This window comes from Shewanella sp. SR43-4, assembly GCF_014163845.1.
Taxonomy (GTDB): domain Bacteria; phylum Pseudomonadota; class Gammaproteobacteria; order Enterobacterales; family Shewanellaceae; genus Shewanella; species Shewanella vesiculosa.
Genome location: NZ_JACJEB010000012.1, coordinates 118,566 through 143,887, shown reverse-complemented (window position 1 = coordinate 143,887; position 25,322 = coordinate 118,566). Strand labels below are relative to the sequence as shown.

18 protein-coding genes and 1 riboswitch are annotated in these 25,322 nt (G+C 41.5%); of the genes, 9 read left to right on the top strand and 9 right to left on the bottom strand.

Annotation, left to right across the window (positions count from 1 at the left end):
* Positions 1-69: 69 nt before the first annotated feature.
* Entirely contained in the window at positions 70-2,532 is a 2,463-nt protein-coding gene (locus H5123_RS14770; RefSeq protein WP_182698449.1) for a class I adenylate cyclase, read from the top strand.
* 70 nt (positions 2,533-2,602) lie between these two features.
* On the opposite strand, the gene cyaY is transcribed toward H5123_RS14770, so the two are convergent.
* Complete coding sequence (gene cyaY, locus H5123_RS14765; protein ID WP_124017232.1) at positions 2,603-2,938, bottom strand: iron donor protein CyaY; 336 nt, start codon at positions 2,936-2,938, stop codon at positions 2,603-2,605.
* Positions 2,939-3,017: 79 nt separating this feature from the next.
* Here cyaY and H5123_RS14760 point away from each other — a divergent pair, with 79 nt between their 5' ends.
* The 6 genes from H5123_RS14760 (at position 3,018) to H5123_RS14735 (ending at position 7,780) form a co-directional block, all read left to right on the top strand.
* A complete protein-coding gene (locus H5123_RS14760; protein ID WP_165870137.1) occupies positions 3,018-3,200 on the top strand; it encodes an LPS translocon maturation chaperone LptM in 183 nt (60 codons plus the stop codon).
* 20 nt (positions 3,201-3,220) lie between these two features.
* On the top strand, positions 3,221-4,465 hold the full coding sequence (lysA, locus tag H5123_RS14755) for a diaminopimelate decarboxylase (RefSeq protein WP_182698448.1): 1,245 nt from the start codon (positions 3,221-3,223) through the stop codon (positions 4,463-4,465).
* A gap of 40 nt (positions 4,466-4,505) precedes the next feature.
* Positions 4,506-5,333, top strand: coding sequence for a diaminopimelate epimerase (gene dapF, locus H5123_RS14750; protein ID WP_124017235.1), 828 nt, complete (start codon positions 4,506-4,508; stop codon positions 5,331-5,333).
* Positions 5,334-5,443: 110 nt separating this feature from the next.
* Positions 5,444-6,070, top strand: coding sequence for a DUF484 family protein (locus H5123_RS14745; protein ID WP_182698457.1), 627 nt, complete (start codon positions 5,444-5,446; stop codon positions 6,068-6,070).
* Positions 6,071-6,140: 70 nt separating this feature from the next.
* The gene (gene xerC / locus H5123_RS14740) at positions 6,141-7,040 is read left to right on the top strand and encodes a tyrosine recombinase XerC (RefSeq protein ID WP_182698447.1); all 900 of its coding nucleotides are present in this window, start codon (positions 6,141-6,143) and stop codon (positions 7,038-7,040) included.
* On the top strand, positions 7,040-7,780 hold the full coding sequence (locus tag H5123_RS14735; RefSeq protein ID WP_124017237.1) for an HAD-IA family hydrolase: 741 nt from the start codon (positions 7,040-7,042) through the stop codon (positions 7,778-7,780). The genes xerC and H5123_RS14735 overlap by 1 nt, the downstream gene beginning before the upstream one ends.
* Before the next feature lie 7 nt (positions 7,781-7,787).
* On the opposite strand, the gene H5123_RS14730 is transcribed toward H5123_RS14735, so the two are convergent.
* Positions 7,788-8,288, bottom strand: coding sequence for a helix-turn-helix domain-containing protein (locus H5123_RS14730; protein WP_124017238.1), 501 nt, complete (start codon positions 8,286-8,288; stop codon positions 7,788-7,790).
* 227 nt (positions 8,289-8,515) lie between these two features.
* On the opposite strand from H5123_RS14730, the gene H5123_RS14725 reads away from it, so the two are divergent.
* Positions 8,516-11,581 carry a UvrD-helicase domain-containing protein gene (locus tag H5123_RS14725; protein WP_182698446.1) on the top strand — a complete coding sequence of 1,022 codons (3,066 nt, stop codon included), beginning with the start codon at positions 8,516-8,518 and terminating at the stop codon, positions 11,579-11,581.
* A gap of 562 nt (positions 11,582-12,143) precedes the next feature.
* On the opposite strand, the gene H5123_RS14720 is transcribed toward H5123_RS14725, so the two are convergent.
* The 3 genes from H5123_RS14720 to H5123_RS14710 all read right to left on the bottom strand — a co-directional run bounded on the left by H5123_RS14720 (position 12,144) and on the right by H5123_RS14710 (position 18,090).
* A complete protein-coding gene (locus H5123_RS14720; protein ID WP_182698445.1) occupies positions 12,144-12,902 on the bottom strand; it encodes an IS5 family transposase in 759 nt (252 codons plus the stop codon).
* 238 nt (positions 12,903-13,140) lie between these two features.
* Positions 13,141-16,437: an EAL domain-containing protein gene (locus tag H5123_RS14715; protein WP_182698444.1), complete on the bottom strand. Its 3,297-nt coding sequence runs from the start codon at positions 16,435-16,437 to the stop codon at positions 13,141-13,143.
* Positions 16,438-16,536: 99 nt separating this feature from the next.
* Complete coding sequence (locus H5123_RS14710) at positions 16,537-18,090, bottom strand: PAS domain-containing methyl-accepting chemotaxis protein (RefSeq protein WP_182698443.1); 1,554 nt, start codon at positions 18,088-18,090, stop codon at positions 16,537-16,539.
* 782 nt (positions 18,091-18,872) lie between these two features.
* On the opposite strand from H5123_RS14710, the gene H5123_RS14705 reads away from it, so the two are divergent.
* A complete protein-coding gene (locus H5123_RS14705; RefSeq protein ID WP_182698442.1) occupies positions 18,873-19,046 on the top strand; it encodes a hypothetical protein in 174 nt (57 codons plus the stop codon).
* Between the two features lie 380 nt (positions 19,047-19,426).
* Here the strand turns inward: H5123_RS14705 and H5123_RS14700 are convergent, their stop codons facing one another.
* The 4 genes from H5123_RS14700 to prmA all read right to left on the bottom strand — a co-directional run bounded on the left by H5123_RS14700 (position 19,427) and on the right by prmA (position 25,253).
* A complete protein-coding gene (locus H5123_RS14700) occupies positions 19,427-22,021 on the bottom strand; it encodes a glycosyl hydrolase family 18 protein (RefSeq protein WP_182698441.1) in 2,595 nt (864 codons plus the stop codon).
* Positions 22,022-22,125: 104 nt separating this feature from the next.
* Positions 22,126-22,214, bottom strand: a riboswitch (cyclic di-GMP riboswitch).
* Between the two features lie 568 nt (positions 22,215-22,782).
* Positions 22,783-23,088 (bottom strand): DNA-binding transcriptional regulator Fis, encoded by a 306-nt coding sequence (fis, locus tag H5123_RS14695; RefSeq protein WP_011635942.1) that lies wholly within the window; start codon positions 23,086-23,088, stop codon positions 22,783-22,785.
* A gap of 23 nt (positions 23,089-23,111) precedes the next feature.
* Entirely contained in the window at positions 23,112-24,074 is a 963-nt protein-coding gene (gene dusB / locus H5123_RS14690; RefSeq protein ID WP_124017241.1) for a tRNA dihydrouridine synthase DusB, read from the bottom strand.
* Positions 24,075-24,371: 297 nt separating this feature from the next.
* On the bottom strand, positions 24,372-25,253 hold the full coding sequence (prmA, locus tag H5123_RS14685; RefSeq protein ID WP_124017242.1) for a 50S ribosomal protein L11 methyltransferase: 882 nt from the start codon (positions 25,251-25,253) through the stop codon (positions 24,372-24,374).
* Positions 25,254-25,322: the final 69 nt, after the last annotated feature.

Genomic DNA, 25,322 nt, shown 5'->3' with positions numbered 1-25,322 from the left:
GGTTCGAGTGTGTTAGAAAAATTTGTCACCAAATAGTTTGTGTAGCAAAAAGCGTAAATGGAGTAAGTCTTGACCGATAAAACGGCATATTATCAAAAGGATTTAGCTGAGAAACTAAATAACATTAGATTAACTAGAGTGACTAATGTACTGCCTGATTTGCAGCAGCATTTATTTCATATAATTCCTTTTTTAATACATCATAATCAAATAGATGTCTCCGGCATTATCGACCCCAACACGCCGTGTGGTGTTCATGGGTTTGATTTGTCAGATGCAATGATTGCAGCATGTGATGCCTTATGTTTGTCTGTACCCTCCGCCATTGATTCAAGTGTTGATGCTTTTGAAGGTATCTATGCCATGGGCAGTACTGCTAGTTTTGGGCAAAATCCGCAAAGCGATTTCGATATCTGGTTGGTTTACAATAGTAAACTGACTCAAGCACAACTTAAACTCATTGAATATAAAAACAAACTCATCAGTGACTGGTTTGCCGGTTTTGAGTTTGAAGTGAATTTTTATCTAGTACATCCGATGCAATTTAGAGAATGCAGCGCATTTGATAATTGCCAACCAGTAGGATTAGAACACAGTGGTAGTAGCCAACACTGGTTATTATTAGAAGAGTTTTACCGTTCTCATATTAGGCTCGCCGGTAAAACTGTGGCTTGGTGGCCCGATGCACAAAGCCAAGATACTCAGTCTAATGCCAACTTACTTTATCTTGGCAATGTCAATTCATTACCTGCGGCAGAGTATTTCGGTGCCTCATTATGGCAGCTCTATAAAGGGCTCAATAAACCTCATAAAGCCTTGTTAAAAGTGTTGTTATTGGAAACTTATGCCTCAGAATATCCCCATACAAGACTAATAACTCAACAACTTTGGCAATATTGCCTAGATCAAGATTTTAGTGTTGCTAATGACGCTTATTTATTGCTTTATCAACGTATTGAAACTTACTTGATAGCTCAAGGTGATGATAACCGTTTAGAGATCGTTAGGCGTTGTTTTTATTTAAAGTCTGGTATCACTTTATCGAGTTTGTCACCTACTCATAGTGCAACAGACTGGCGGGTTGAAAAAATGGCCAGCCTGGTTAAACAATGGGGCTGGAGCCATGAGCTAATCACCACATTGGATAATAGTCCTTATTGGCATGCTGGCCAGTTGAAATGGTTCAACCAGCAGCTCAGTGAACTGTTATTAGTCAGTTACAAAAATCTATTGAAATTTGCTTCAAAACAAACCTTAAGTGAACGTATGCGAGTTGAAGAACTCGGCTTATTGGCTCGTAAATTACATACTTATTTTAGTGATGATGACCATTTAATACAGCCTCTAAACCGACTTTGGAGTTTATCGACAGCTGAAAAATCGTTGACTATCTTTCATTGCAAGCAAGCATCACGTTTTTATCTCTATCGCCAAACTTATGTCGAACAGTATCCGTCTCAAGCTGTTACAGATAATCAAGGACATGAGTTCGATAATCATCCCATCCATGAAGCGGATAATATATGCAGTTTAGTTGCGTGGTCAGTGTTAAATGGGCTCGCAACTACCGATACTAAGTGGTTTCAAGTTGGACGAGGTAAAAGACGGACAGATAAATTGAGTTACCTAACCCGTAAACTTATCCCTATTATGCACAATGTACCCACTGTCTATAAACGTGATTTATGCGAACCTTGGTGTTATCAAAAAATTGTGTTGATTACCAATATGGATAAAGATCCGACCACTCAATTGAATGAGCAAGAACTGATGTTGGAACATATTAATGCCAATATTCTTTCCTTTGGACAGAAAAAAATCAGTATGTTGTCGTCGGTGGCGGTTGTGTGTTTAAACAGCTGGGGAGAATGGCAAAGCCATCGCTTCAATGGCAATACCGCATTACTTGAAGCTATTTCATTTATTATTCTGGGGTTAAAACGTTCAAATGACCAAGTTGATTTATCGATTATTAGTTGCTCAGCTAAGCTAAAGCAACCGATTTTTAATCAGCTTAAAACCTTATTATTACGATGTTATGGTTTAATGAAAAAGGTCAATCAGAGCAATACACTAATGCATCCAATAATTATGGGCGATCAACAATACAGTATGTACTTTAATGCGTTAGGTATGATGTATCGCAAGACTGACGTTGTGGCACAGGTCAGAAATGATCACACTCATGAGTTACCACTACCTTATACCGTGGATGATACTAACGTGAATGTACCATCGGTGATTCGCAAATTTATTGTCATGGATGCTAAGCAATATTTTGTCCGTCAACGTAAGCAAGTGCTTGATGTGTTTATTGCAGACGAGAAGAATCAGCTTGAACATTTACAATATCAACATACCAGTATCAATGATTTTGTGGCTAAAGAAAGCCATTTGTATGTCTTTGACGAACAAAAACAGCACCGGCCTGTTTTTAATATGCCGCAGTTTTTTCAACTTGTGCATATTGAAGGTAAATTAACCGTAATGCCATTTGGCTTGTCAGTAGATGAAATGGGCTCAGCATTTTAAGCACAAGCCCAAATTCAATGACCATTTAATCACTCACTTAGTGCTATTACACACTAAGTTATTGTGAGGTTTATGCGTTTATCTCGAGCAAAATACCGCTTTGTTTATTGATGGCATCAATCACAAAAGACATAAATTCTAATCCATTACGGGTATCTAACCATTTGCCATCATTGTAATTAAAGTGATAACCACCTGATTTTGTCGCCAGCCAAATTTCATGAAGAGGCTCTTGTTTATTGATGACGATTTGCGAATTATCTTCAAAAGCCAACTGCAAAACATTGCCGCTGGCATTAATATCGACATCGGCATCTTGCTCGTCAATTGCTTTTTCTACCGCGTTCTCTATTTCGCCAAACATTTCATCGGCTAATCGATGAAACTCAGTATCTGTAATAGCCATGTATTTCTATCCTTTGCTTTCTGCGTTATGAATGCGATTATAAGACCATTATTCACTAGATGCACAGATGTTGAAAAAAATGAGACTGCTTTTATTTATTATGCTTGCTAGCCTATTTGTAACCGCATGTGGTCAAAAAGGCGTTTTATACAAAACTCCTGAGCCAGTGGCCAATAAAGTCGCCCCAAAATCTGCCAGCACAGATGTGCCCAAGCAAACTGAGGTGCTCGACTCTCAACCTTCAACCTCACAACAAGAATAGCATTTATAAGGGACCGCATTTTGGATTACTTTTCATATCAAAATGATTCACTATTCGCAGAAGACTGCGATGTAGCAAAACTGGCTAAAACGCACGGTACGCCGTTGTATATTTATTCTCGTGCCACATTAGAGCGCCATTGGCATGCCTTTAATAATGCCGTTGCTGATCATCCTCATCTTATTTGTTATGCGGTGAAGGCGAATTCAAACCTTGCAGTGTTAAATGTATTGGCCCGTTTAGGCAGTGGTTTTGATATTGTTTCTGGTGGTGAGCTCTCGCGTGTATTACAAGCGGGCGGCGACCCTAAAAAAGTGGTTTTTTCTGGTGTGGGCAAAACGGTTGCCGAAATGGAGCAAGCCCTAAACATTGGTATTTACTGTTTTAATGTTGAATCCAGTGCTGAACTTGAACAGCTTAATGACGTCGCTGGGCGCTTAGGTAAAGTAGCCCCGGTTTCTTTGCGGATTAATCCCGATGTTGATGCTGGTACTCATCCTTATATTTCCACAGGTCTTAAAGAAAATAAATTTGGCATAGCCATGGATGAGGCTGATACGGTTTTTGCTCGTGCTGCTGAATTAGCTCATTTACATGTAAAAGGTGTCGACTGCCATATTGGTTCACAGCTTACCGAGATTAAACCCTTTTTAGATGCCATGGATCGCATGCTGGCGTTGATCGACCGTTTAGGTGAGAAAGGTATTAAGATTGAACATTTTGACGTGGGTGGCGGCTTAGGGGTTACCTATAATAGTGAAACTCCGCCGCATCCAGATAAATACGCCGCAGCATTACTCGATCGTTTAAATGGTCGTAAGTTAACATTAATTTTTGAACCAGGTCGTGCGATTGCGGCTAACGCAGGTATTTTCGTCACCCAAGTGCTTTACCTAAAAGAAAATAGCGATAAGCGTTTTGCGATTGTCGATGGTGCCATGAACGATCTTATTCGCCCTGCGCTTTATAGTGCGTGGCAAAATATTATTCCGGTACAACAAAATGATGCGCCAACTTTCGCTTATGATATTGTAGGTCCTGTATGTGAGACTGGTGACTTTCTCGGTAAAGACAGGCAGTTAGCGGTAAAAGCGGGTGACTTATTAGCCGTTCGTTCAAGTGGTGCTTATGGTTTTGTGATGGCCTCAAATTATAACTCTCGTCCAAGAGTCGCGGAGATTATGGTTGATGGTAGTGATGATTTTGTTGTTCGTCAGCGCGAAACGCTACAACAACTTTGGCAAGGCGAATATTTATTGCCATAGGCAATAAGAAAACGGCATAACGTTTTATAAGGAAACTTTTGTGATCCATTTCACTAAGATGCACGGACTGGGTAATGACTTTATGGTCGTTGATGGCGTAACACAAAATGTGTTTTTTTCGCCTGAACAAATTCGCCGTCTTGCCGATCGAAATTTTGGGATTGGTTTTGATCAATTATTGTTGGTCGAGCCGCCCTATGATCCTGATTTAGATTTTCATTATCGCATCTTTAATGCCGATGGCAGTGAAGTTGAGCAGTGTGGCAATGGTGCACGCTGTTTTGCTCGTTTTGTTCGCAATAAAGGCCTAACCCAAAAAAATAAAATTCGGGTGAGTACTAACTCAGGTAAAATTACTTTGCGGATAGAGCGTGATGGTAACATCACAGTTAATATGGGTGTACCCGTTATTGAACCAAGCCAAATTCCGTTTAAAGCTAAAAAAAGCGAAAAGACTTACTTACTGCAAACCGCAATGCAAACTTACCTGTGTGGCGCTATTTCTATGGGTAACCCCCATTGCGTTATCGAGGTTGAAGATGTGCAAACCGTCAAGGTTGATGAAATTGGCAGTATGTTAACTCGCCACGAACGCTTCCCTAAGGGCGTCAATGTTGGCTTTATGCAAGTCATTAACCCTGGGCATATTAAGTTGCGCGTGTATGAACGTGGCGCAGCAGAAACGCTAGCCTGTGGCACGGGCGCATGCGCTGCTGCAGCCGTTGGTCAATTACAGGGTAAGCTTGATAAGCAGGTGAGAGTCGATTTACCTGGTGGTAGCTTAGTCATTAATTGGGACGGCGAGGGTAAACCTCTGTGGATGACGGGCCCGGCAGAACATGTATATGATGGACAAATACAACTATGAGTGAGATTACCTCCGAAGTCAGTTTAGCTAACGAAGTGGCAGGCAATACGGTTAGCAGTGCACAAGCCAAAGATATCAATTCAATTGGCCAAGATCTTGCTGTCGACATGATGGCTAGTTTGCAACAAGCCCCTTTTGATGAAATGCTGATCCGCGAATACTTGTTAGATAATCCTGACTTTTTTAATCGTTATCCAGAGTTGTTAGTGGCCATGCGTGTTCCGCATGCAGAACGTGGTGCGGTTTCATTAGTTGAGCGTCGACAAGAGCTGCTTCGCCAGCGCGTCAATCAGCTTGAAGAAGAAATTACTTCGCTGATGAACATAGCGACTCATAATGAGAGAATCTTTAAATTTAATACTGAGTTATCGTTTAAAATGCTTGCAAGTCAAGACTTAGGCGAGCTGCGTCAAGTATTGTCTGAAGGATTAAAAGCTGAGTTTGGCTTTAGTCACGTTAGGTTGATTACGGTGCACGATATTGACAGCGAATTAGCAAAAATTTGGCGTCATCGTGTCCAAAGCGGTTATTACTTTGGGCGGCTCACGCAATCAGAATCTAAACGTTTATTTGGCAGTGATGTGGGGTCTGTAGCACTGACTAAATTATCGGATGACAATGGCCAGGTGATATTTGCCATTGCCAGTAAAGATCCCACTCATTTTCATCCTGATATGGACTCGTTGCTATTTAGCCAATTGCGTCGTTTGTTAGACCATAAGCTACCGCAACTGTAATAGTTAATGCTCAGTGTGTTGTTTAGGATGCACAGCGTACTCCAATCGTTCATGTACTGGGAGCATTGTGATGCAGCCAACAGACTGGCAAACGATATTTAGCCAACATTTAACCTCAGAAAGGCAACTTTCAAGCTATACCGTGCGTAATTATATGTTTGAATTACGAAGGATTGAAGGCATCTTAACCGAATCAACTCAGCTTATTGATGTTACCCGCGACGAGTTACAATCTATGCTGGCAACATTACACCGCAAAGGCTTGAGTCCACGTTCGTTATCTTTGTGTTTGTCTGCCGTAAAACAGTTCTTTGATTTCCTATTGCGCGAAGGTGCCATAACGGTCAACCCAGCACACAGCTTAAGTGCTCCAAAACAAAATAAACCTTTGCCAAAAAATATGGATGTCGATGCCGTCAGTCATTTGTTGTCTATCGAGGGTGACGATCCGTTGTGCTTACGTGATAAAGCTATTATGGAATTATTTTATTCCAGTGGCTTACGTTTAGCTGAGCTCGCCAGCCTAGATTGCGCTGACATTAAGTTTGATCAAAGCGAAGTTAAAGTGCTGGGTAAGGGCAGTAAACAGCGGGTTGTGCCCATTGGCAAACTAGCCTTAAATGCATTAACGGCATGGCTAAACTGCCGCAGCCAGTTACCTTGTAGTCAAGCGGGTGATGCATTATTTGTCAGTAGCCAAGGTAAACGATTATCTCATCGCAGTATTCAAGCGCGGATGGCTAAGTGGGGTCAGGAACAAGCTATGGCGGTAAAAGTTCACCCACATAAATTGCGTCATTCGTTTGCAACCCATATGCTTGAATCAAGTCAAGATTTACGTGCCGTACAAGAACTGCTTGGTCATGCTAACTTATCGACCACGCAGATTTACACTAGTTTAGACTTTCAACACCTTGCCAAAGTGTACGATAACGCGCATCCAAGAGCGAAAAAAGACAGGGGGAAATAATGACAACGCCATTACTTAAAGCATCAATGATCCAGTATCAACGTCTACAACCGTTTAGCGCGATCAGTTTTGATTTAGACGACACACTCTATAATAATCTTCCTTACGTATTACATGCCAGCGATGAACTATTTTCGTTAATTAATCAAACCTATCCCGCCACTACAGCATGGGGGGCAGATCAATGGCAGCAACTTAAACATCAGTTATTTATTCATCATCCAGAGTTAGTACACGATACCACTGCAGCCCGTTATGCCATGTTGCGCCAAGGCCTTTTACACTTTGGTTATAGCGAAGTTGAAGCCAGTAAAGGGGCACAAGATGGCATGGCGTGTTTTACCCATCATCGTAGTAACTTTACCGTTGATAATAATGTATTGCAGGTACTAGAGCGTTTAAGTCAACGCTATCAGCTTATTGGTATTACTAATGGCAATGTCGACAGCCAACGTATTGGCTTAGATAAGGTCATGAAATTTGTGCTTCATCCAGGCCACGGAGTTAAAATGAAGCCTGCTGCCGACATGTTTAGCCTCGCTTGCCGTCAACTGGATATTAAGCCTGCAGCATTATTGCATGTGGGTGATCATCCGCTGTCTGATATTGCTGGGGCAAAAATGGCAGGGTGCCAAACTGTGTGGTTAAATCCCTGTATGCAGCAACGGCATAAAAAAGCTCAACCGGTTTTGCCACACATTGAAATTAATCATTTAGATCTTCTGTTAGGCTTACTTTAGGGTGACGTTAGCGTTTTAGGTCTATGCCTGCTTTAAGGCTCATTTGTTCTACTTGCTCGCGGCTAGCATGCATATCGGCATCACCTACACGAAAGTAGGTGCCGCTATACGGATCAGTACCAACATAAATAGGCCTAAGTTTTACATCGACACAGGGCACATGGATGCGAATAAGCTTTTTCGCCATTATTTCAATGATTTGTACATCCGTTGGAGCTAAAATATTGTGACTGATCTTTTTCGGATCGTGTAATATTTGCCAAATTTCACTCAGCATCGGCATAGGATTAACAATCCCCTCAATAGTAAACTCACCTTGTTGCTCCTTTACGCCTAAAATAATTTCACCACCTAAGGTGTTGGCAAAAGCGCTATAGCTTTCCCACATGCCTTCGGGCAATGTACCCTTGCCGTCTCGTCCACCTGCTAATTTAAATTCAACTTGAGCTGATTCATGTAAGTTAGCAATGTCGTCTAAGGCAAACGTTGGGTAATGATGAGGTGACATTTAGGCTCCAAATCGTCTTATGCAATCAGTAGATAAAAATAGATATGATCACTGTATGAAGTTTTGCCCACAAAAGGAAGATCATCAGTTCGGCTGTGCTGGAGGTTAATTAACCAACCAGCTGTTTTAGTACTTAAATTAAATCCGCAATTGTGAATTATTTACTGTAAAGTTATCTTATATATTAGTTGGTTAATTCCAGAAACCATTTAGTCGTAGGTTTTACATTGTCAGCACAATATTCAGTTAACCCTATTCCTCACAGTTGGTTCGGATATTTATATCATCGCAATGCCAATGCGCTTGAGATAACGGCAGAGGGCATAAGCTTTGTTCCAACCCAGAGTCTATTTTTATCGCGTTTGCCATTGACGAATCTTGAGCATGTATCTTGGCAGCAGTTAGATCATCCACCACTGTTTAGTGCCAGCTTACTGGGTAGCTTATTAAGTTTTACCGCCTCTGGCGTGAGCTATCAAATTCCATTTCTGAGTTATTTTGCTCGCTCTCATTTTAAACACCAAGTGGAATTACTGTGGGCGTTATCCCATGAACAAGCATTGTATGATTTGATAGCACGGATTGAAAAAGCCATATCGAAGCGCTATTTACGTCAGTCATTGCTAGCGAAAATGAGTTCAAGAATCGCGCGCGAATATCGCCGTTGGTTTCCGTGGAGTGTAAGTGTTGAATTACCACCTAAAACACGCGCGGCATTAACTCAATTACACCATTTTTACCATTGGAAGAATGCGCATGTAGAGCTTTTGCGTGAAGATTATATTCAATCGCAGTTAGTGGCATTTGCTGACTTTTTCGATACTGTTGAATCAAATCCATTAACTAATAAACAGCGCCGCGCCTGCATTATTGATGATGATAACAATCTACTGTTAGCGGGTGCCGGAACCGGTAAAACCAGTGTTATGGTTGGCCGTGCAGGGTATTTAGTCGCCAGCGGTCAAGCGAAAGCGGATGATATTCTATTGTTGGCTTATGGTACAAAAGCCGCCAAGGAAATGGATCTACGGATTAAACACAAACTTGGTACTGCTGACATTAAAGCCAGCACGTTTCATAGTTTAGGTTTAAAAATTATTACCGAGGTTGAAGGTGTAAAACCAAGCTTATCAGCGTGGGTAAATGATGAACCTGCCAAAGACAAATGGGTGCATAATAGATTAGAAACGTTGATTGAAAATGAGTCTTACCGTAAACATCTTTTCGACTATTTTAGCCGTTACTATTACGTTGAAAAAAGCCCATTCGAATTTTCAACTGAAGGTGAGTATTTTGAATATTTACATGACAACGACATTCGTTCATTAAAAGGCGAAAGAGTAAAAAGTTTTGGTGAGCTGTATATTGCCAACTGGCTATTTAGCAATGGCATTGAATATCAGTATGAAGCTAAATATGAATATGATGTCAGCACGTTTGAATTTCGTCAGTATCAGCCTGATTTTTACCTACCACAATATAACGTTTACATTGAATATTACGGCATCGATTCCGCCAATAATACCGCTCCTTATATCGATAACGCAGCGTATTTGGCATCAATGGCGTGGAAACGCCAGTTACATCAAAAACAGCAAACTAATTGTATTGAATTATTTTATTATCAGCACAAGAAAAATCAGTTAATCAACAAGCTTGAACAGGCTTTAACGGTATTTAAGGTTAACTACTCGTCTTTGCCTGATGACGCGATATTGGCCACCCTTTATGAGCTGGGGCGGGTAACTGAGCTGGCTAAATTGTTCAGTCAGTTAATCGGTTTGTACAAAGCGGCTTGTGCGGATAAAACAGGTTTACAACGCATATTTAGCCAAGCAGCGGATCCTCAACAAGCTCGTAAAGCATTTCAATTGCTGCAACCTATTTTACAGCAGTATCAGGAGTATTTATCTGCAACGGGTGATATCGACTTTGAAGATATGATTGCTAAAGCGCTGGCCTATCTGCAAAGCGGCCAATACGTTAGCCCGTGGCGATATATTATGGTCGATGAGTTTCAGGATATTTCAGAACCTAGAGCGCGTTTAGTGCGTGCGCTGCGAGATTCAAGATCGAAAACCTCCAGTAGCGAGACTTCACTCTTTTGTGTGGGTGATGACTGGCAGGCTATTTATCGCTTCAGTGGGGCAGATGTCAGCTTAACGACGCAATTCGCCCAGTATTTTGGTCAGACTAGCGAAACTCATTTGGACCTAACGTTTAGATTTAATAATCGTATCGGCGAAGTTGCCAGCGCTTTTGTGACTAAAAACCCGCATCAACTTAATAAAGAGGTTCATTCGTTAATACAGGTGGTTGATCCTGCTATCTCGATACTACGCCGCGGAGTAAATGAGCACGCATGCCAAGATGAACCGAGTGCTAATGCATTAGTGCAAGCTTTGAACGCCTTGTCTGTTCATGTGGCTAAAGCCAGTGCGACATCTACTACTGAGCCCTCGACTAAATCCATAACGAAACCGACAGTCTATTTACTGGCACGTTTTTGGTTTCAATTACCCGATAAAGATCTATTGCGTCAGTTAAATGCTCAGTACCCCATGTTATCGATTGAGTGTTTATCTTTTCATGCCTCAAAGGGCAAAGAGGCCGACTATGTGGTAATACTGGGGCTTACTCAAGGTATACACGGATTTCCATCACAGAAAATAACCCCACCTTTACTCGACGCTTTCTTGCCCCAAGCTGAAGCTTTTCAATTTGCCGAAGAGCGACGCTTGTTTTATGTCGCACTGACTCGAGCTAAGCATCGTGTTTATGTATTAGCGGATATGACCAATGTCAGTCCCTTTGTGGTTGAGCTTATTCAGCAACCCTATAACGTTGAACTGAATGAATTCAGTACTTCATTGGTACAAACGTTATTTGAGCAAATTAAATGTGCTCGATGTACGACTGGCACATTAACAGCGCGAACTGGCAAGTTTTCATCATTTTTCTCATGCTCGCATTTTCCTTTGTGCGATCACCAAGAAGCGGGGTGTGACCTCTGTGGTAGCCCAATGACGCGCAAGCGCACTAATGGTTTTGCGGTTTGCTTAGATGAACATTGTGGTCACATAGCACCGCTGTGTAGCCTCTGTGGCGCAGACATGAGCTTAAGAGAAAGTACTCGAGGAACTTTTTGGGGGTGTAAAAATTATCGCGGTAACAGCGTGCCTAGTTGTAGCAATACCATTAATACAGCGACAATATCCTTTAAAAGCAAACCACATCAAAAACTAAAGCAACCGCATGATACAACACTGCCTAAGCAGCGGCAAAAGGTGTAAGTACAACTATTATTGTGGGTAAATGATCTGGTAAAGCACCGTTAAGTCTCCATTGCGGTAAAGGTATATCACATTGGATTTTTTATACCTATTTCACTGCACCTGTATAGATTTAGCCGCTTTATATACATATGGGCATGGTCTTAAATGAAGGTTAAAGATGTCGATGCCATCGACATAAATGAATCAATGCCGCATTACATGTCGATAAATTAGGGTTTTATAAACATGTTTTCACTTAATATAAGCGGGGATAGTTTGGTCATAATGATATCTACCATATCTAGTGTAGCTGCCTAGGTCTTTAATAAGTAACAACATTTTAATTTGCTCGTTGTTTTTCTTTTTTCCCTTATATCGAGATACGTGAGTAACTTGAAGTGTAACTCAGGGCGTTAATAGCAACAAATAAGCTCTGTGATAAAGGTTTAGGGGATTGCTCTTAACTTCACACGATAAACCTAAATCACACATCATTTTACTAATGGTTGAAACTTACTATCTTGTAAATATTTTATCACTAGTGACTAGGGTCTGTTGATCTTTGCTGTACAAATGTTGATCAGCAATACATCGGTAGCCACATTAACATAAACGCCAGTAACACCATACTGGCGTAATTTCTTGCTAGCTTGTCATATCTTGTTGATATTGCTCGATAGTGTTTAATTCTTCCAAAAGCATTCTCCACTAAATGTCGATACCGATATAAGCACCAATCGACTTTTTCTTGAGGTGTATTCTTATAGCGGCGCTTTGGAATAACGGATTTCCCGCCTTTATTTGCGATAAGTTCACGAAAAGCATCGCTGTCATAACCTTTATCTGCAATGACGGTATCAACCTGTTTCAGATGCTCAATTAAGCAGGGGGCGTGTGTAATATCGTGTTTTTGGCCTTCTGATAATTCGAAATAAATCGGTAATCCTCCGCTGTCGACGGCTAAGTGAATTTTGGTTGAATTACCGCCTCGACTTTTACCAATACTCTCATTACTTAGCGTCGCTGCACCTGCACTGTGCTGGTGAGCCCGCACTATCGAGCCATCAATAAAGACCCATTCCATATCAGCAAGGTTGGCTAAGGCCTTGAATAAATGTGCCAGAATGCCTTTCTTAGACCATAAATGAAACCGTCTAAAGAGCGTGCTCCAATGACCGAACTCTTTAGGTAAATCTCGCCAAGGGATACCTGTTCTAAGGCGGTAAAGAATACCTTCGAATGTTTGTCTATGTTCAGGTTTGTCATAAACACGGCCTGTGCTTTTCATTAAATGGAATAGCTTTTCCCAGCGTGCATCGGTTAGCATAAGTCTTGGCATGGCTTGAGGTTATAGTTACTTTTTGCGAAGCAAATTATAACGTCTTGCCATGCTGTCTAAAAATCACTCTCGAAAGATCAACAGACCCTAGAAGCTTATTGGAGATAACGTTTGCTTGCTAATCAAGTCCAAGTGCAGTATCGAGGATTTATAGATGTGTGAAAATATATACCTATTCTGCTGCATATGCGGCTAATATCAATTAGTCGCAAAACACTTTTCGAAATACTACATATTTTTATACTGTAGCCTCTAAATCCTCTAGCATCTCTGGCCTGCCAAAAAGATACCCCTGGTATGAATAGCACCCCATACTTTGCAACAGTGTCCGTTGTGCCTCAGTCTCAACTCCTTCGGCTATAACGTGCAAATTCATCGAGCTTGCGAGTGTAATTACGGCCTGTGCGATGGCTTTGTCGTTGCTATTATTAATAATATCCCGAACAAACCCCTGATCGATTTTCAGCTGATTGATAGGAAGTTGTTTGAGATATGATAAGGAAGAATAACCTGTACCAAAATCATCAATTGAAAACGTGACGCCGTGTCGCTGCAATTCAAGCATCTTGGCTTTAACATCCAGTATATTACTTGCCAGAAGGCTTTCAGTTAATTCTAACTTCAGCCGTTTTGGATTAGCCCCCGATTGGTGCAGTACATTGAGTACTAGCTGCACAAAGTCCTTTTTACTAAATTGCACCACACTGATATTAACGGCAACTGTCAGATTAGCTCTGTCAGGCTGATTAGCCCACTGAGCTAACGTCTCACATGACTGTTGTAATATCCACTCACCAATTGGCACTATAAGGCCAGTATCCTCTGCCAGCGGTATAAACTGAGCGGGTGAAATCATACCTTTTTCAGGGTGCAGCCATCGCACCAGCACTTCGACACCGATAGTGCACCCATGTTGGTTAACTTGCTTTTGGTAAAACAAGGTAAATTGCTGTTGGTGAAGAGCTTCATATAAGTCATGAATGAGCGTTGCTCTTGAATTCACCGCAACCTGCATCTGCGTGTCAAAAAACTGGATTCCGTTGCGGCCTGCATCTTTAGCCTTATACATCGCCATATCAGCTTGCTTCAATAACTCATCTTTTGATGTATCAGCGCTATTGAACATTGTCACACCAATGCTTGCAGAGCTATTGTGAGTGAGTCCACCAAGATCATACTCTTGCGCTAAGTTAGTAATAATTTTTTGAGCAAGTGATTCCGCCTGGTTTGCCGCAGTGTGTTCATCAGTACTGAGATCTGCAACTACAACGACAAATTCATCACCACCAAACCGCGACACGGTATCAACCAGCCGAACCGTCTGAACCAGCCGTTCAGCTACCTGACATAACAGCAAATCACCTTTATTATGGCCAGCAATATCATTTAAATTTTTAAAGTTGTCTAAATCAAGAAATAACAAGGCCCCGAACTTGTTGTCGCGTGAACATTGCGCAATAACACCTTGTAGTCTATCTAAAAACAAACGTCGGTTTGGTAACAGCGTTAAAGGATCATAATATGCCAACTGATGTATTTCTTGTTCGCGCTTTTTCCGCTGACTAATATCGCGCACAATACCAATAAAATTGGTATTGCCTGACACCTGGACCTCGACAAGTCCAAGCTCAATAGGAACTATGGTGCCATTTTTGTGTAATGCATCAAGTTCGCGAATACGGCCGGTAATGTCGCTGATACCTCGGTTAATATAATTTGATAAATAGCTGTCATGATGCTCACGATGCTGCGAGTCCATTAGCACACTAATATTTTTACCTATAATTTCATCATTACGGTAACCAAAAATGGTTTCTGCTGCCAGGTTGAAGGTTAACACGATACCTTTTACATCAATGCTGATAACACCATCGAGCATACTCTCAACGATAGCCCGCATCTTTTTTGAGGTATCGTTAAGCGAGCTTTCTGCTTTAATCTGATCATTGATATCAATATGTGTTCCAAGCAACCATTCAGCTTTGCCATCATGCGTGCTTGAAGACACTCTTCCCCGGGTATTCATCCATACCCACTCGCCATTTTTGTGCTTCATGCGCATGTTTGCTTCATAGATAGGAAGCCGACCTATTGCATGCTGTTCAAGTTGTTTAGCGCAATAGGCAAGATCATCAGGGTGAGTCAATTGCTCCCAAGTGCTTCGAGCTGGCTGAAGCTCAGCCAGATCGAAACCCAATAGGGCAGCCCACTTGTCATTGATAAGCAACTCGCCAGTTTGAATATTAAGGTGCCAGGTTCCAATTGTATTGGTGTCAATAACCGCCTTAAGCAAATTTTCACTATTGAGAATGAGCTCTTCATCTCGCTTCTCTTTTGTGACATCGGTTTCAATGGCAATAAAGCCGCTAAGCTCTCCCTCTTCATCTAAAAGCGGATTACACGCAATTCTGATCCAATAGGGTTTTTTGGCTTTTGAATAATTCAGCACGTCGACATCAAAACCCTTGGCTTCAGCAAGTGCTTGCCTCATTTGCATAACGGTTGCAGCAGCTGTATCCTCCCCCTGCAATAATTCGCCTGGTTTCTTGCCCACCATGTCGTCAATACTGAAGCCGCTGATAGCACTGAAGGCTTCATTTATCCAAACAACTAAGCCATTTCTATCGGTTATCACGACACCATTTGTTGTTTGTCGTGCAACTTCGGAAAGCCGCTGGATTTCAGCGTTAGCAAGTACCTGTTCGGTTATATTGCGAATAACGATTAAGACCTCGTTCTCATCAGTTTTTTTGTAACGCGCCTCAAATGATTTGTTTGCTGCCATAAAAGTATGGTTTTGATAAATAATGTTGTCAGTACTAAAAGCCTGTTCAACATTATTCATAAGCTGGTTACCAAACTCATTGGGTAATACATCACCAATAGTTTGCCCAAGAATTTCATATTGGGGTTTTAATAAATCAGGATGTTCGTTACACACTAAAAAGCGGAAGTTACGGTCAATTAGAAATACCATATCAGGTAACGTCGCTAATATTGATGTCGTTCTCCTCTGGCTAGACGACAACTGTTGTTGAAGCTTCTGCTGGTCTAGTCTGGCAATTTCATGCTCAACCATGTCAGCGAATTCGCGTAACACTTGTTTTTCATCATTTGAAAATTCACGTGCTACGGGTTCTATCAGGCATAGCGTACCTATCGATTGCCCGCTGGGTTCCCTAACTGGTGCGCCGGCATAAAAACGAATGTGTGGTTCATCTGTTACTAGTGGATTAGCAGAAAAACGTTCGTCCTTTGTTGCATCAGTGACGACAAGAATATCTGGATGCAATATTGTATACCCGCAAAAAGAAATATCACGTCCCGTTTCACAAGTGTCCAGACCTACCTTGGATTTAAACCACTGTCTGTCACTATCAACTAAACAAATTAAGCATATTTTAACATTAAAAAAACGAGCAACAAGGCGGGTGATACGGTCAAACCGTTCCTCGGCTGGTGAATCCAATAAAGCAGTCCGCTTTAGCGCAAGTAAACGCTCAGCTTCATCAACAGGGTAATCAGGTGCGCTCAAAATATATTCCTATCGAGTCTGGCTCGTTTGTTAATATACAAACACTTTATTCATCAAAGTATCATTTGCAAATGACTTTAGCGGTGCCTGTTTTCTATATTATCGTTTAAAGCGAACTACTAGCTCATGCAGTTCATCGGCAATATTATTTAGATAAGTAATGGTTTCTGATAACTTTATTGAGCTTTCAGTGCTCATATCTGCAAGTGTGGATATATTAACAATTTGCTTATTAATATTTTCAGCAACTTGTGCTTGCTGTTCAACCGCCGCGGCCATTTGAGTTGACATAGAAGTAATTTCACTTACAGATTCAGAAATTCCAGCGAGCATTTTACCGCTTTCGATGACGTTAGAAAGACCATTTTCGGCATCAATAGCACCGGCATCTGCAACTTTTACGGCATCGTCAGCACGTTGTGTTAGCTCAGTAATAATGCCATAAATGTCTTTAGTCGATTCTTGAGTGCGCTTTGCCAGATTTCTGACTTCATCTGCTACCACAGCAAAACCGCGTCCTTGCTCACCTGCTCTAGCAGCTTCAATTGCCGCATTCAAAGCGAGTAAGTTGGTTTGGTCGGCAATTTGCTCAATTATTTGAGCTGCACCTGCTATGAGTGAGGTTTGTTCCGAAACTCCACGCACAGAACTCCCTATTTGCTCTACCGTTAATTTTAACTTCTGAATAGAGTCATGTGTGACATTGGCAACTTTAGCGCCCTTTAACGTGAGTTCATTCGCATTATCGGCTTGATCTGCAGTATCATTAACATGCTTTGATACTTCAGTAATTGTAGTCGACATTTCATTCATTGCAGTGGCAACTTGCATGGTTTCAGCTTGCTGACTTTCAATGTCTTTTTTCGTTTTACAAGTGAGAACAGTGCCGTCCTCCGAGGCCTTTGCAACTGTAAGAGCTGCACTTTCAATTCGAGCTATAACAGCTCCCAAATGCGCAAACTGACTTAGAATTGCTACTTTAAGTTTACCTGCATCATTTGCTTCGTCAGTATAACTTTTTGCTGCTAGATCATCTGAAAATGAATGACTAAGCATGTCATTTAGTGCTGCTAGGGTATTCTTTCTAATAAGGGATACCCAAATAGCAAATATCACAACGGATGCTACCAAGACGCCTTCAGATAAGTCTGCATAACCAATTAAAAACAAAGTAGCACAAATGATAATTGTGCAAATGAGAAATAAGTTTTCTAACGAAACAGGGAAGGATACTGTTTGGCTTTTACCTGCATTAATATCTCGGTATAGTTTCGTTGCCCTTTCGACATCCTGGCGAGATGGACATGAGCGAACGGATTCGTAACCAACCACTTTGCCGTTTTGTGTTATCGGGGTGACATAAGCATCTACCCAGTAATAGTCGCCATTTTTACATCTGTTTTTAACTAGCCCCATCCATGGCTTGCCAGATTTGAGATATGACCACATCACTTTAAATGCTTCTGGTGGCATATCAGGGTGCCTAACCACATTATGTGGTTGACCAATTAATTCTGATTTTTCAAAACCACTGACTTCAACAAAAGCATCGTTACATTCAAGGATATTGCTTTGCGTATCTGTTACTGAAATCAGTTTGGTCGCGACGTTAAATGTTTTCTCTTTATCAGTGATAGGAAGATTTGGACGCATACTTTATCTTAAAATATTAATGTTGATATTAAGATATATAAGAATTCACCAGTGGTATGAGTAATTCATAAATATCAATGGGTAGGTAAACTTGTTGCACTCTTTTGAATAAAAATATATTTATCCAGAAGATTGTTAGCAGGTTGTAATAGCTATGGCACCATAAAGATTGGTATTAATTAGCGCAGACACATTCTGTGAGAGTATGTTTACCAATGTGACGCTATCATTAGCAAAGTTACTGACAAGTATATATTATCGTAAAGTATTGAAAAGATTTTATATTAAATATCCCTGATATTCGAATCTTTATAATAACATTAATCAAGTTTTCAACAATTACTGGCCACTTAATTAACAATTATTGACCACTTAATTAAAGGTTAAATGCTACCTCCTCCTATTTTATAAATATTTATCATAATACTAATCTTCAGTTTCGAACTGTCTCCCTAAAGTATTTTTTATCCAAAGATTCGTTGACGTATTTTTAGGTTTTACTGCCACGATCAAAAGCATTAAATATTTTAGAAGGTAGATAATTAGTTTTCAGTAGTGACCATAAAGAAGGAAAGCTGTTGATCATCTAAAAATATAACCATTACTTAAAAATCAAAATACTTACTCGTAAAAGGAAGAGCTTATGGTCTAGATTGCATTCCAACAATTGAATCTCTGCTAGAACAAAATACTATTCGTATAAAAAGGGTAATCTAGATTTTATTGAGATGTTCTATGACCTCATAGCGCCTAGAAATGGTTTTGAATTTTATGATTCCCCTATGAGATTTAGCATATGGGTTGAGCAAGACTTTAATATCATGAAGCCATGTGAATTATGGGTGAGTTACCCGATTATTGATCTTGAAACAGATGAGGCTGACCGAGTTGTAAAATACACTGAGCCACCAGCAGTGAGAAATAGCCATTCAAAACTACCGCCATTTATACAGTGAATCTTGAAGATAACTTTACGATTACAGCACATATTTTTGTGGCTGGTGGTCATTATGTAAATAAAGTGATTCACAACAAACTTGATGTAAACCCTAAACGTGTGATTCATAGCTTAGAGGCTGGCTATAGCGATAAATCTTGATCAATTAAAGTCATTTTTTATATGCAATTAAGTGCGATAAATTGGTCGATGCGACTTTTATGTCTAAGGGCAAGTTGGCTACTTGTGATAACAATGATTGTAGCAATAAGGTAGAGCGACACTTTGATGTGTCATTAGCTACTATGTCTATCAGCACGAACTTCTGTCGTAAACTGTAAAAGCTCTGCAAAAATGCAGAGCTTTATTTCGATTACATGTAGTTAATAAGTAAGCTTTTTATGGGCAGCTAGCTATACCAATATCTACCCACACAGCAGCCATACCAGGAATATCACCTTTGGTCCAATAACTGGCTTGCCATTGACGGCCGTTATAACTGGTCGAAGCGCCACCGCTATAGGCAATGGTAGCATCCCAACCTAACTCAACTTCACTTATTAGCTGCCATTGATCCGCAGTGCGGGAAGGCTTATTGCCTTGAGTCCAGTACTTAGCTTTCCAAACTAAACTACTGTAGCTAACGGTATCACCCGTGTTGTAAACCACGTTGGCTTGCCAAGTAGGATATTGATCCGCATTAGGGTCGGTTGCATCACAGCCCCCACCGATTACCTTAGGTGTGACTGTCAATGTGGTTGAGCCATTGGCATCTAAAGCACCATCAGAAACTAACACGCTTAATAAGTAGCTAGTCGACTCTGTGACATTGGCACCGGTGACGACTAGCGTGGCACTATTTTGTCCTGTTGCAGAAACATCTGCTGGCACAGTCCAGTTGTAAGTGAGTGCATCACCATCGGCATCAGAGGCATTGGCTACAATACTGACAGACTTACCGGCTTCGACAATGGCTGTCGCAGCCACACTCACGACTGGGGCTTGGTTAGGCGCATCTGCCTTATTCGTTAAAAGGACTGAATCTGTTGCCGATGCACCTTGAGGATCCGTTACATGAAGGCTAAAACCATAGACGACATCGGTCAGAGTGGCTTCTAATGGGATAATGACATTGGCCATATCCGCGTTAGCGAGAGTTATCGTTGGGCCGGATACTTGTGTCCAAAGATACGTTAGGGCGCCATTTTCAGGATCACGTGAACCATTGCCATTGAGAGTTACATCGGCAGGGCCAGTTACTGATATGTCTGCTCCAGCATTGGCAATAGGGGCTTTATTCACCGGTGGCGTAGTGCCTTCACCGTGACCAAGACCTTCGTGCATCGCATTAAGAATATCGCCATTATCAGCATCAATTTCCCAGGCGAATAGTCCTCCAAGTTGATTTGATAACACATATTGGCCTTTGGCTTTTACCGAACGAGGATCGTCAAAGGTAATCAAATCGCCTGTCGTTGGGTTAAACACTGACGGTGCTTCAGCGGTTTCATCATAGTTATAAGTCCAACCGCTCCCCATGTACTCATTCACTATCTGGCGATAATCCACCACGCCATCTTCCCATGTGCCTTTTACTTTACCGGTGGCCGTACCCGTGAATGGATTATTGCCAGTGTAGCCATTAACGCCTGTCCAACCACGGCCATACATAGCCGCGCCGACCACAATTTTACCAGGCGTAACACCTTGCGCTAAAAGGTTTTTCACCCCTTTGTCTGTGGTGTAGCGGGTATCAGGATCCCAACTGGCTTCATACAAATTGGTTTGATGGCCAAGTTCGGTATTGGTCCAGCCGCCGTTGAAGTCGTAGCTCATTAAAAAGATGTAATCCATGTATTGCTGGGCAGCTTGATAATCAACTTTGGCAATTTTATCGTCACCAGCGCTAATGGCTGAGGTCAGTTCATAACTTCGTCCCGTTTCAGCGCTTAACTCATCTAACATGGCTCGCAGTTCTCGCATCAAAATGACATAGGTTTCGCCATCATTAGCATTACCTAAACTTGGGTTTGCACCGCTCCCCCCGGGGAATTCCCAATCAATGTCTACACCATCGAAAAATTTCCACGTTTGTAAGAATTCTTTAACTGATGCCACAAAAACATCACGCTTGGTTTTATCTCCTAGAAAATAGAATGGATCGGATAATGTCCAGCCACCAACAGAAGGCAAAATTTTCAAATCAGGATAAGCTTGCTTAAGTGCCATCAATTGGCCGAAATTGCCTTTATAAGGATCAGAAAAATCACTCACACCAGCCTGAGGCATTTGGACCGCCGCCCAAGGATCGTGGATAGCGACTTTAAAGTCAGCACGGCCACTACAGGCACGTTGCAGCGCTTGGAAACTGCCGTCGATTTCTTTCAAGCTGTCGTTGATACCATCCCCGCCGCATATTGGGGTAAAACCATATAAAATATGAGTTAAATTTTGTGCAGGGATCTTATCGACCGCGAATTTGCGGCCGTATACCCCCCATTCAACAAAGTAACTGCCGACCACTTTGCCTGATTTATTGACATAGGGACGGTTGTTTTCTTTAAGCGGAGCATTGAGTGGTACTAAGTGGCTGCCATCGGTATCGGCCACGAGGATTTCTTTGGCATCGCTCGCCGTACAACCATCGCTGTTACACAGCTGAACTTGCATTTGATAGCGGCCACCTTGCTGTACCTTGAAACTTGCAGAGCCAGACGCACTCGAAGGGCCTTCCCATACCGCATTACCATCAAGCAGTACTTTCGCCACAGTGCCAACATCACCACTCCAAAGATTCCAGTTAACTGATACATCCGCTGCATCTTTGACTTTCACTAATTGGTTGTAGGCTGTTGCGGCTTGATCAACCTCGATGATGGCAAATTTTGTTTCACCCCAACCAAGAGTGGGTTTACCCGGAGTGGCAGCGATAACATGTGCAGATAACGAAGATGAAATAATCAACGCTAATGTTGAAATACGTGTATTAAACATGAGACTTCCCTATTGAATTATTTAAACCAATAAGGCAAAAAACGCGAACAGGACAGCTGTTCTTTCTAAAACTCATGCGTCAAAAATGCATGAAGAAGGATCCCTGTGGTGTCCCCGCTATCATAGGTACTAAATTCCCCTTAGACCGGAGGCTTTGCGTCCCAATCTTTCAATTGGTTTGCCTTTCCCAAACAAGTGACAGCGTTGTCATTTGTTTCATTAGCATAGTCTTAACTTTTATAAAAATGCAATGAAATAATCCGATTAAGATAAATATTTTTATATGTGATGTTTTTTTGACAATGATGAAAATCAAATGCTTCTGTTTGTTTTTAGTTAATGATTTGTAATTAATGAAGTATTTTTTGGTTGAAAATCAAGGTGTCAAAAAATAAGAAAAATACTTAAGCGTTAAACATTAAGTGTTAGGGTTACCATCTAGCAACTGTTGCCACTTTTTATCATCTGCGAGTTTTATTTTATTTGAAAAGGTTGGGCTATTGAAGAGCGTTAGCCTTAGTTCAAATTCATTAAGAAATTCATCAAGGTTGAGATCAGCGATGCATTCATCATGATTGAGAACTCATTAGGCTATTGAGGATGTTGCGAGTTTTTGATTTTGGGTGGATCAGGAGTATGAGTTTTTATTTACGTTACTTTGTAAGGAATTTACTCAGGGTACATATGAAGGTACATATAAGCAAAACGGGCTTATCATTACTGATAAGCCCGTTTCATTACAATCACTTAGACGCTAGGTCTTAGTTCATGCCGTATTTCTTTAATTTCTTACGTAAAGTACCACGGTTGATACCTAACATATTAGCAGCGCGCGTTTGGTTGCCACGAGTGTGTTGCATGATGATGTCTAGTAAAGGTGCTTCAACTTCGCACAATACCATTTCATATACTTCAGAAGCTTCCTGACCGTCTAACTGAGAGAAGAAGTTAGTCACGGCACGTTTTACTGCGTCACGTAATAACTGCGGCTTGATAGTGCCGTTTGCTGTTTCGATTTTGCCTACGGTAAGCTGGTGAACTTCTGTGTTAGTTGTCTGATCAAACATTCTATTCTGCTCTTTATTAAATTCTAAACTAATTCATCAAAATAACATTCTACGAGGGAATGTTGCTGGGCAGCGGTTTCAAGCCGATTGAAGTCAGCACGAAATTGGCGCTGTTCCTCATGGTTTAGGTACCACCCGACATGCTTTCTAGCAAATCGGACACCTTTGTATTCGCCATATAAGTCATAAAGTTTATTAAGGTGTTCAAGCATCACAGTGCGTTGCTCTTCTGCCTTAATTGGCGCTAACTTTTTACCTGTTTCCAAGTAATATAGGATTTCTTTAAAAATCCATGGCCTTCCTTGTGCACCTCTTCCAATCATCAGGGCGTCAACGCCAGTGTAGTCAAGCACAAACTTGGCCTTCTCTGGTGTGTCGATGTCCCCGTTGGCGACAACAGGAATTGAGACAGTCTGTTTAATTGCTTTAATGGTGTCGTACTCAGCAAAGCCTTTGTACATGCATTGTCTGGTTCGGCCGTGAACGGCGAGCGAGACAATGCCACAATCTTCAGCAATTTGGGCTATTTCAACACCATTACGATGTTCAGGCTCCCAACCTGTGCGGATCTTTAACGTTACTGGCACATCTACTGCAGCAACCACGGCTTGTAAAATCTCTTTTACTAAGCTTGGGCTTTGCATTAGCGCTGAACCCGCAAACTTTTTATTCACTTTCTTTGCTGGACAACCCATATTGATATCAATGATATGCGCACCTTGTTCAACGTTGAACTTGGCAGCGTTAGCCATTAAATCAGGGTCTGCACCTGCTATTTGTACGGAGCGTATACCTTCTTCACCAGAATGCATCATGCGCTGGCGGCTTTTATCGCTGTCCCAAACCTCAGGATTAGATGAAAGCATTTCTGATACGGCTAAAGCTGCGCCATAGCGTAAGCAGAGATTTCGGAAGGCCTGATCGGTGACACCTGCCATTGGTGCCACAATCAGCTGATTTGACAGTTGATACGGGCCAATTTGCATTGCGAACTTCACCTTGCTCTCCAAAGGGGCGCTATAGTAGCCCTTTTTTACGCTTGTGAAAAGGTCAATAAATGACCTAAATGCAACTTTTTTGCTTGACTTTTATTAGCCGTCACATCTTTGACTAATAAATGGCAAATTTCGGTTATTTTTGAGCACTGGTGCGAGTTGCAGAGAGACTTTTTCCTGTATACAAGTGTCAATAAACAATGTTAATAACCTGTAAACTAGGATGGATGCACTCAATTAGCTCAAAATATAGCCCGTAATTGAGTGCATTTTAGGCTTGCGAGTAGACTACTTACGCACCCCTGTTAAGCGGCTCCAGTCTTCTTTGTTGCTAACCGGATCCATGACGAACCATTGGCTGTAAAAGTCGGATACTTCTTGTGCTTGTTCTTGTAATAAACCCGATAGTGCCAGTTTACCGCCCACACGTACTTTTTCTGCTATCAATGGCGCGAGTTCTTTTAACGGGCCAGCAAGAATATTGGCGACTAATACGTCTGCTTGTAAGTTGGCAGGTTGATCTTCTGGTAAGTATAACGCCAGTTGATCGACGACATCGTTCCGTTCTGCATTGGCTTTTGAGGCGTCAATAGCTTGATAGTCAATATCAACACCCGTGACTTTCTTAGCTCCGAGTTTAATTGCTGCAATGGCCAAAATGCCTGAACCACAACCAAAGTCGATAACTTCTTGGTTTGATAAATCTAGGCTGTCTAACCATTCTAAACACAAGGCCGTAGTAGGGTGGGTACCAGTACCAAAGGCTAAACCAGGATCGAGAATAACGTTAACCGCGGTCGGATCAGGAATTTCACGCCAGCTTGGGCATATCCATAAGCGTTGACCAAATTGGATTGGGTGAAAACTGTCCATCCACTCGCGGATCCAGTCTTTGTCTTCGACTTGTTCAATTTTATGAGTAAAACCTTTACCCAGAAATGGCATAGATTCTAAAAACTCTATGGTTGGCGCTAAGTCTGTGCCTGCATCAAATAATGCAATCATAACAGTGTCTTGCCACAGCGGTGTTTCACCAAGCTTGGGTTCAAAAATAGGTTCATCTTGGCCATCTTCGTAAGTGATGGAAAGCGAGCCTTGATCCATTAATAAGTCGCCAAGCATGTCGGCATTATCGCGATGAGTGTGAATACGTAATTGGATCCAAGCCATGGGGTTTTCCTAACTGTGGTAAAAGTAGTATCAAATTGGCGCTTATTATACCCAAGTTATTTTAAGATG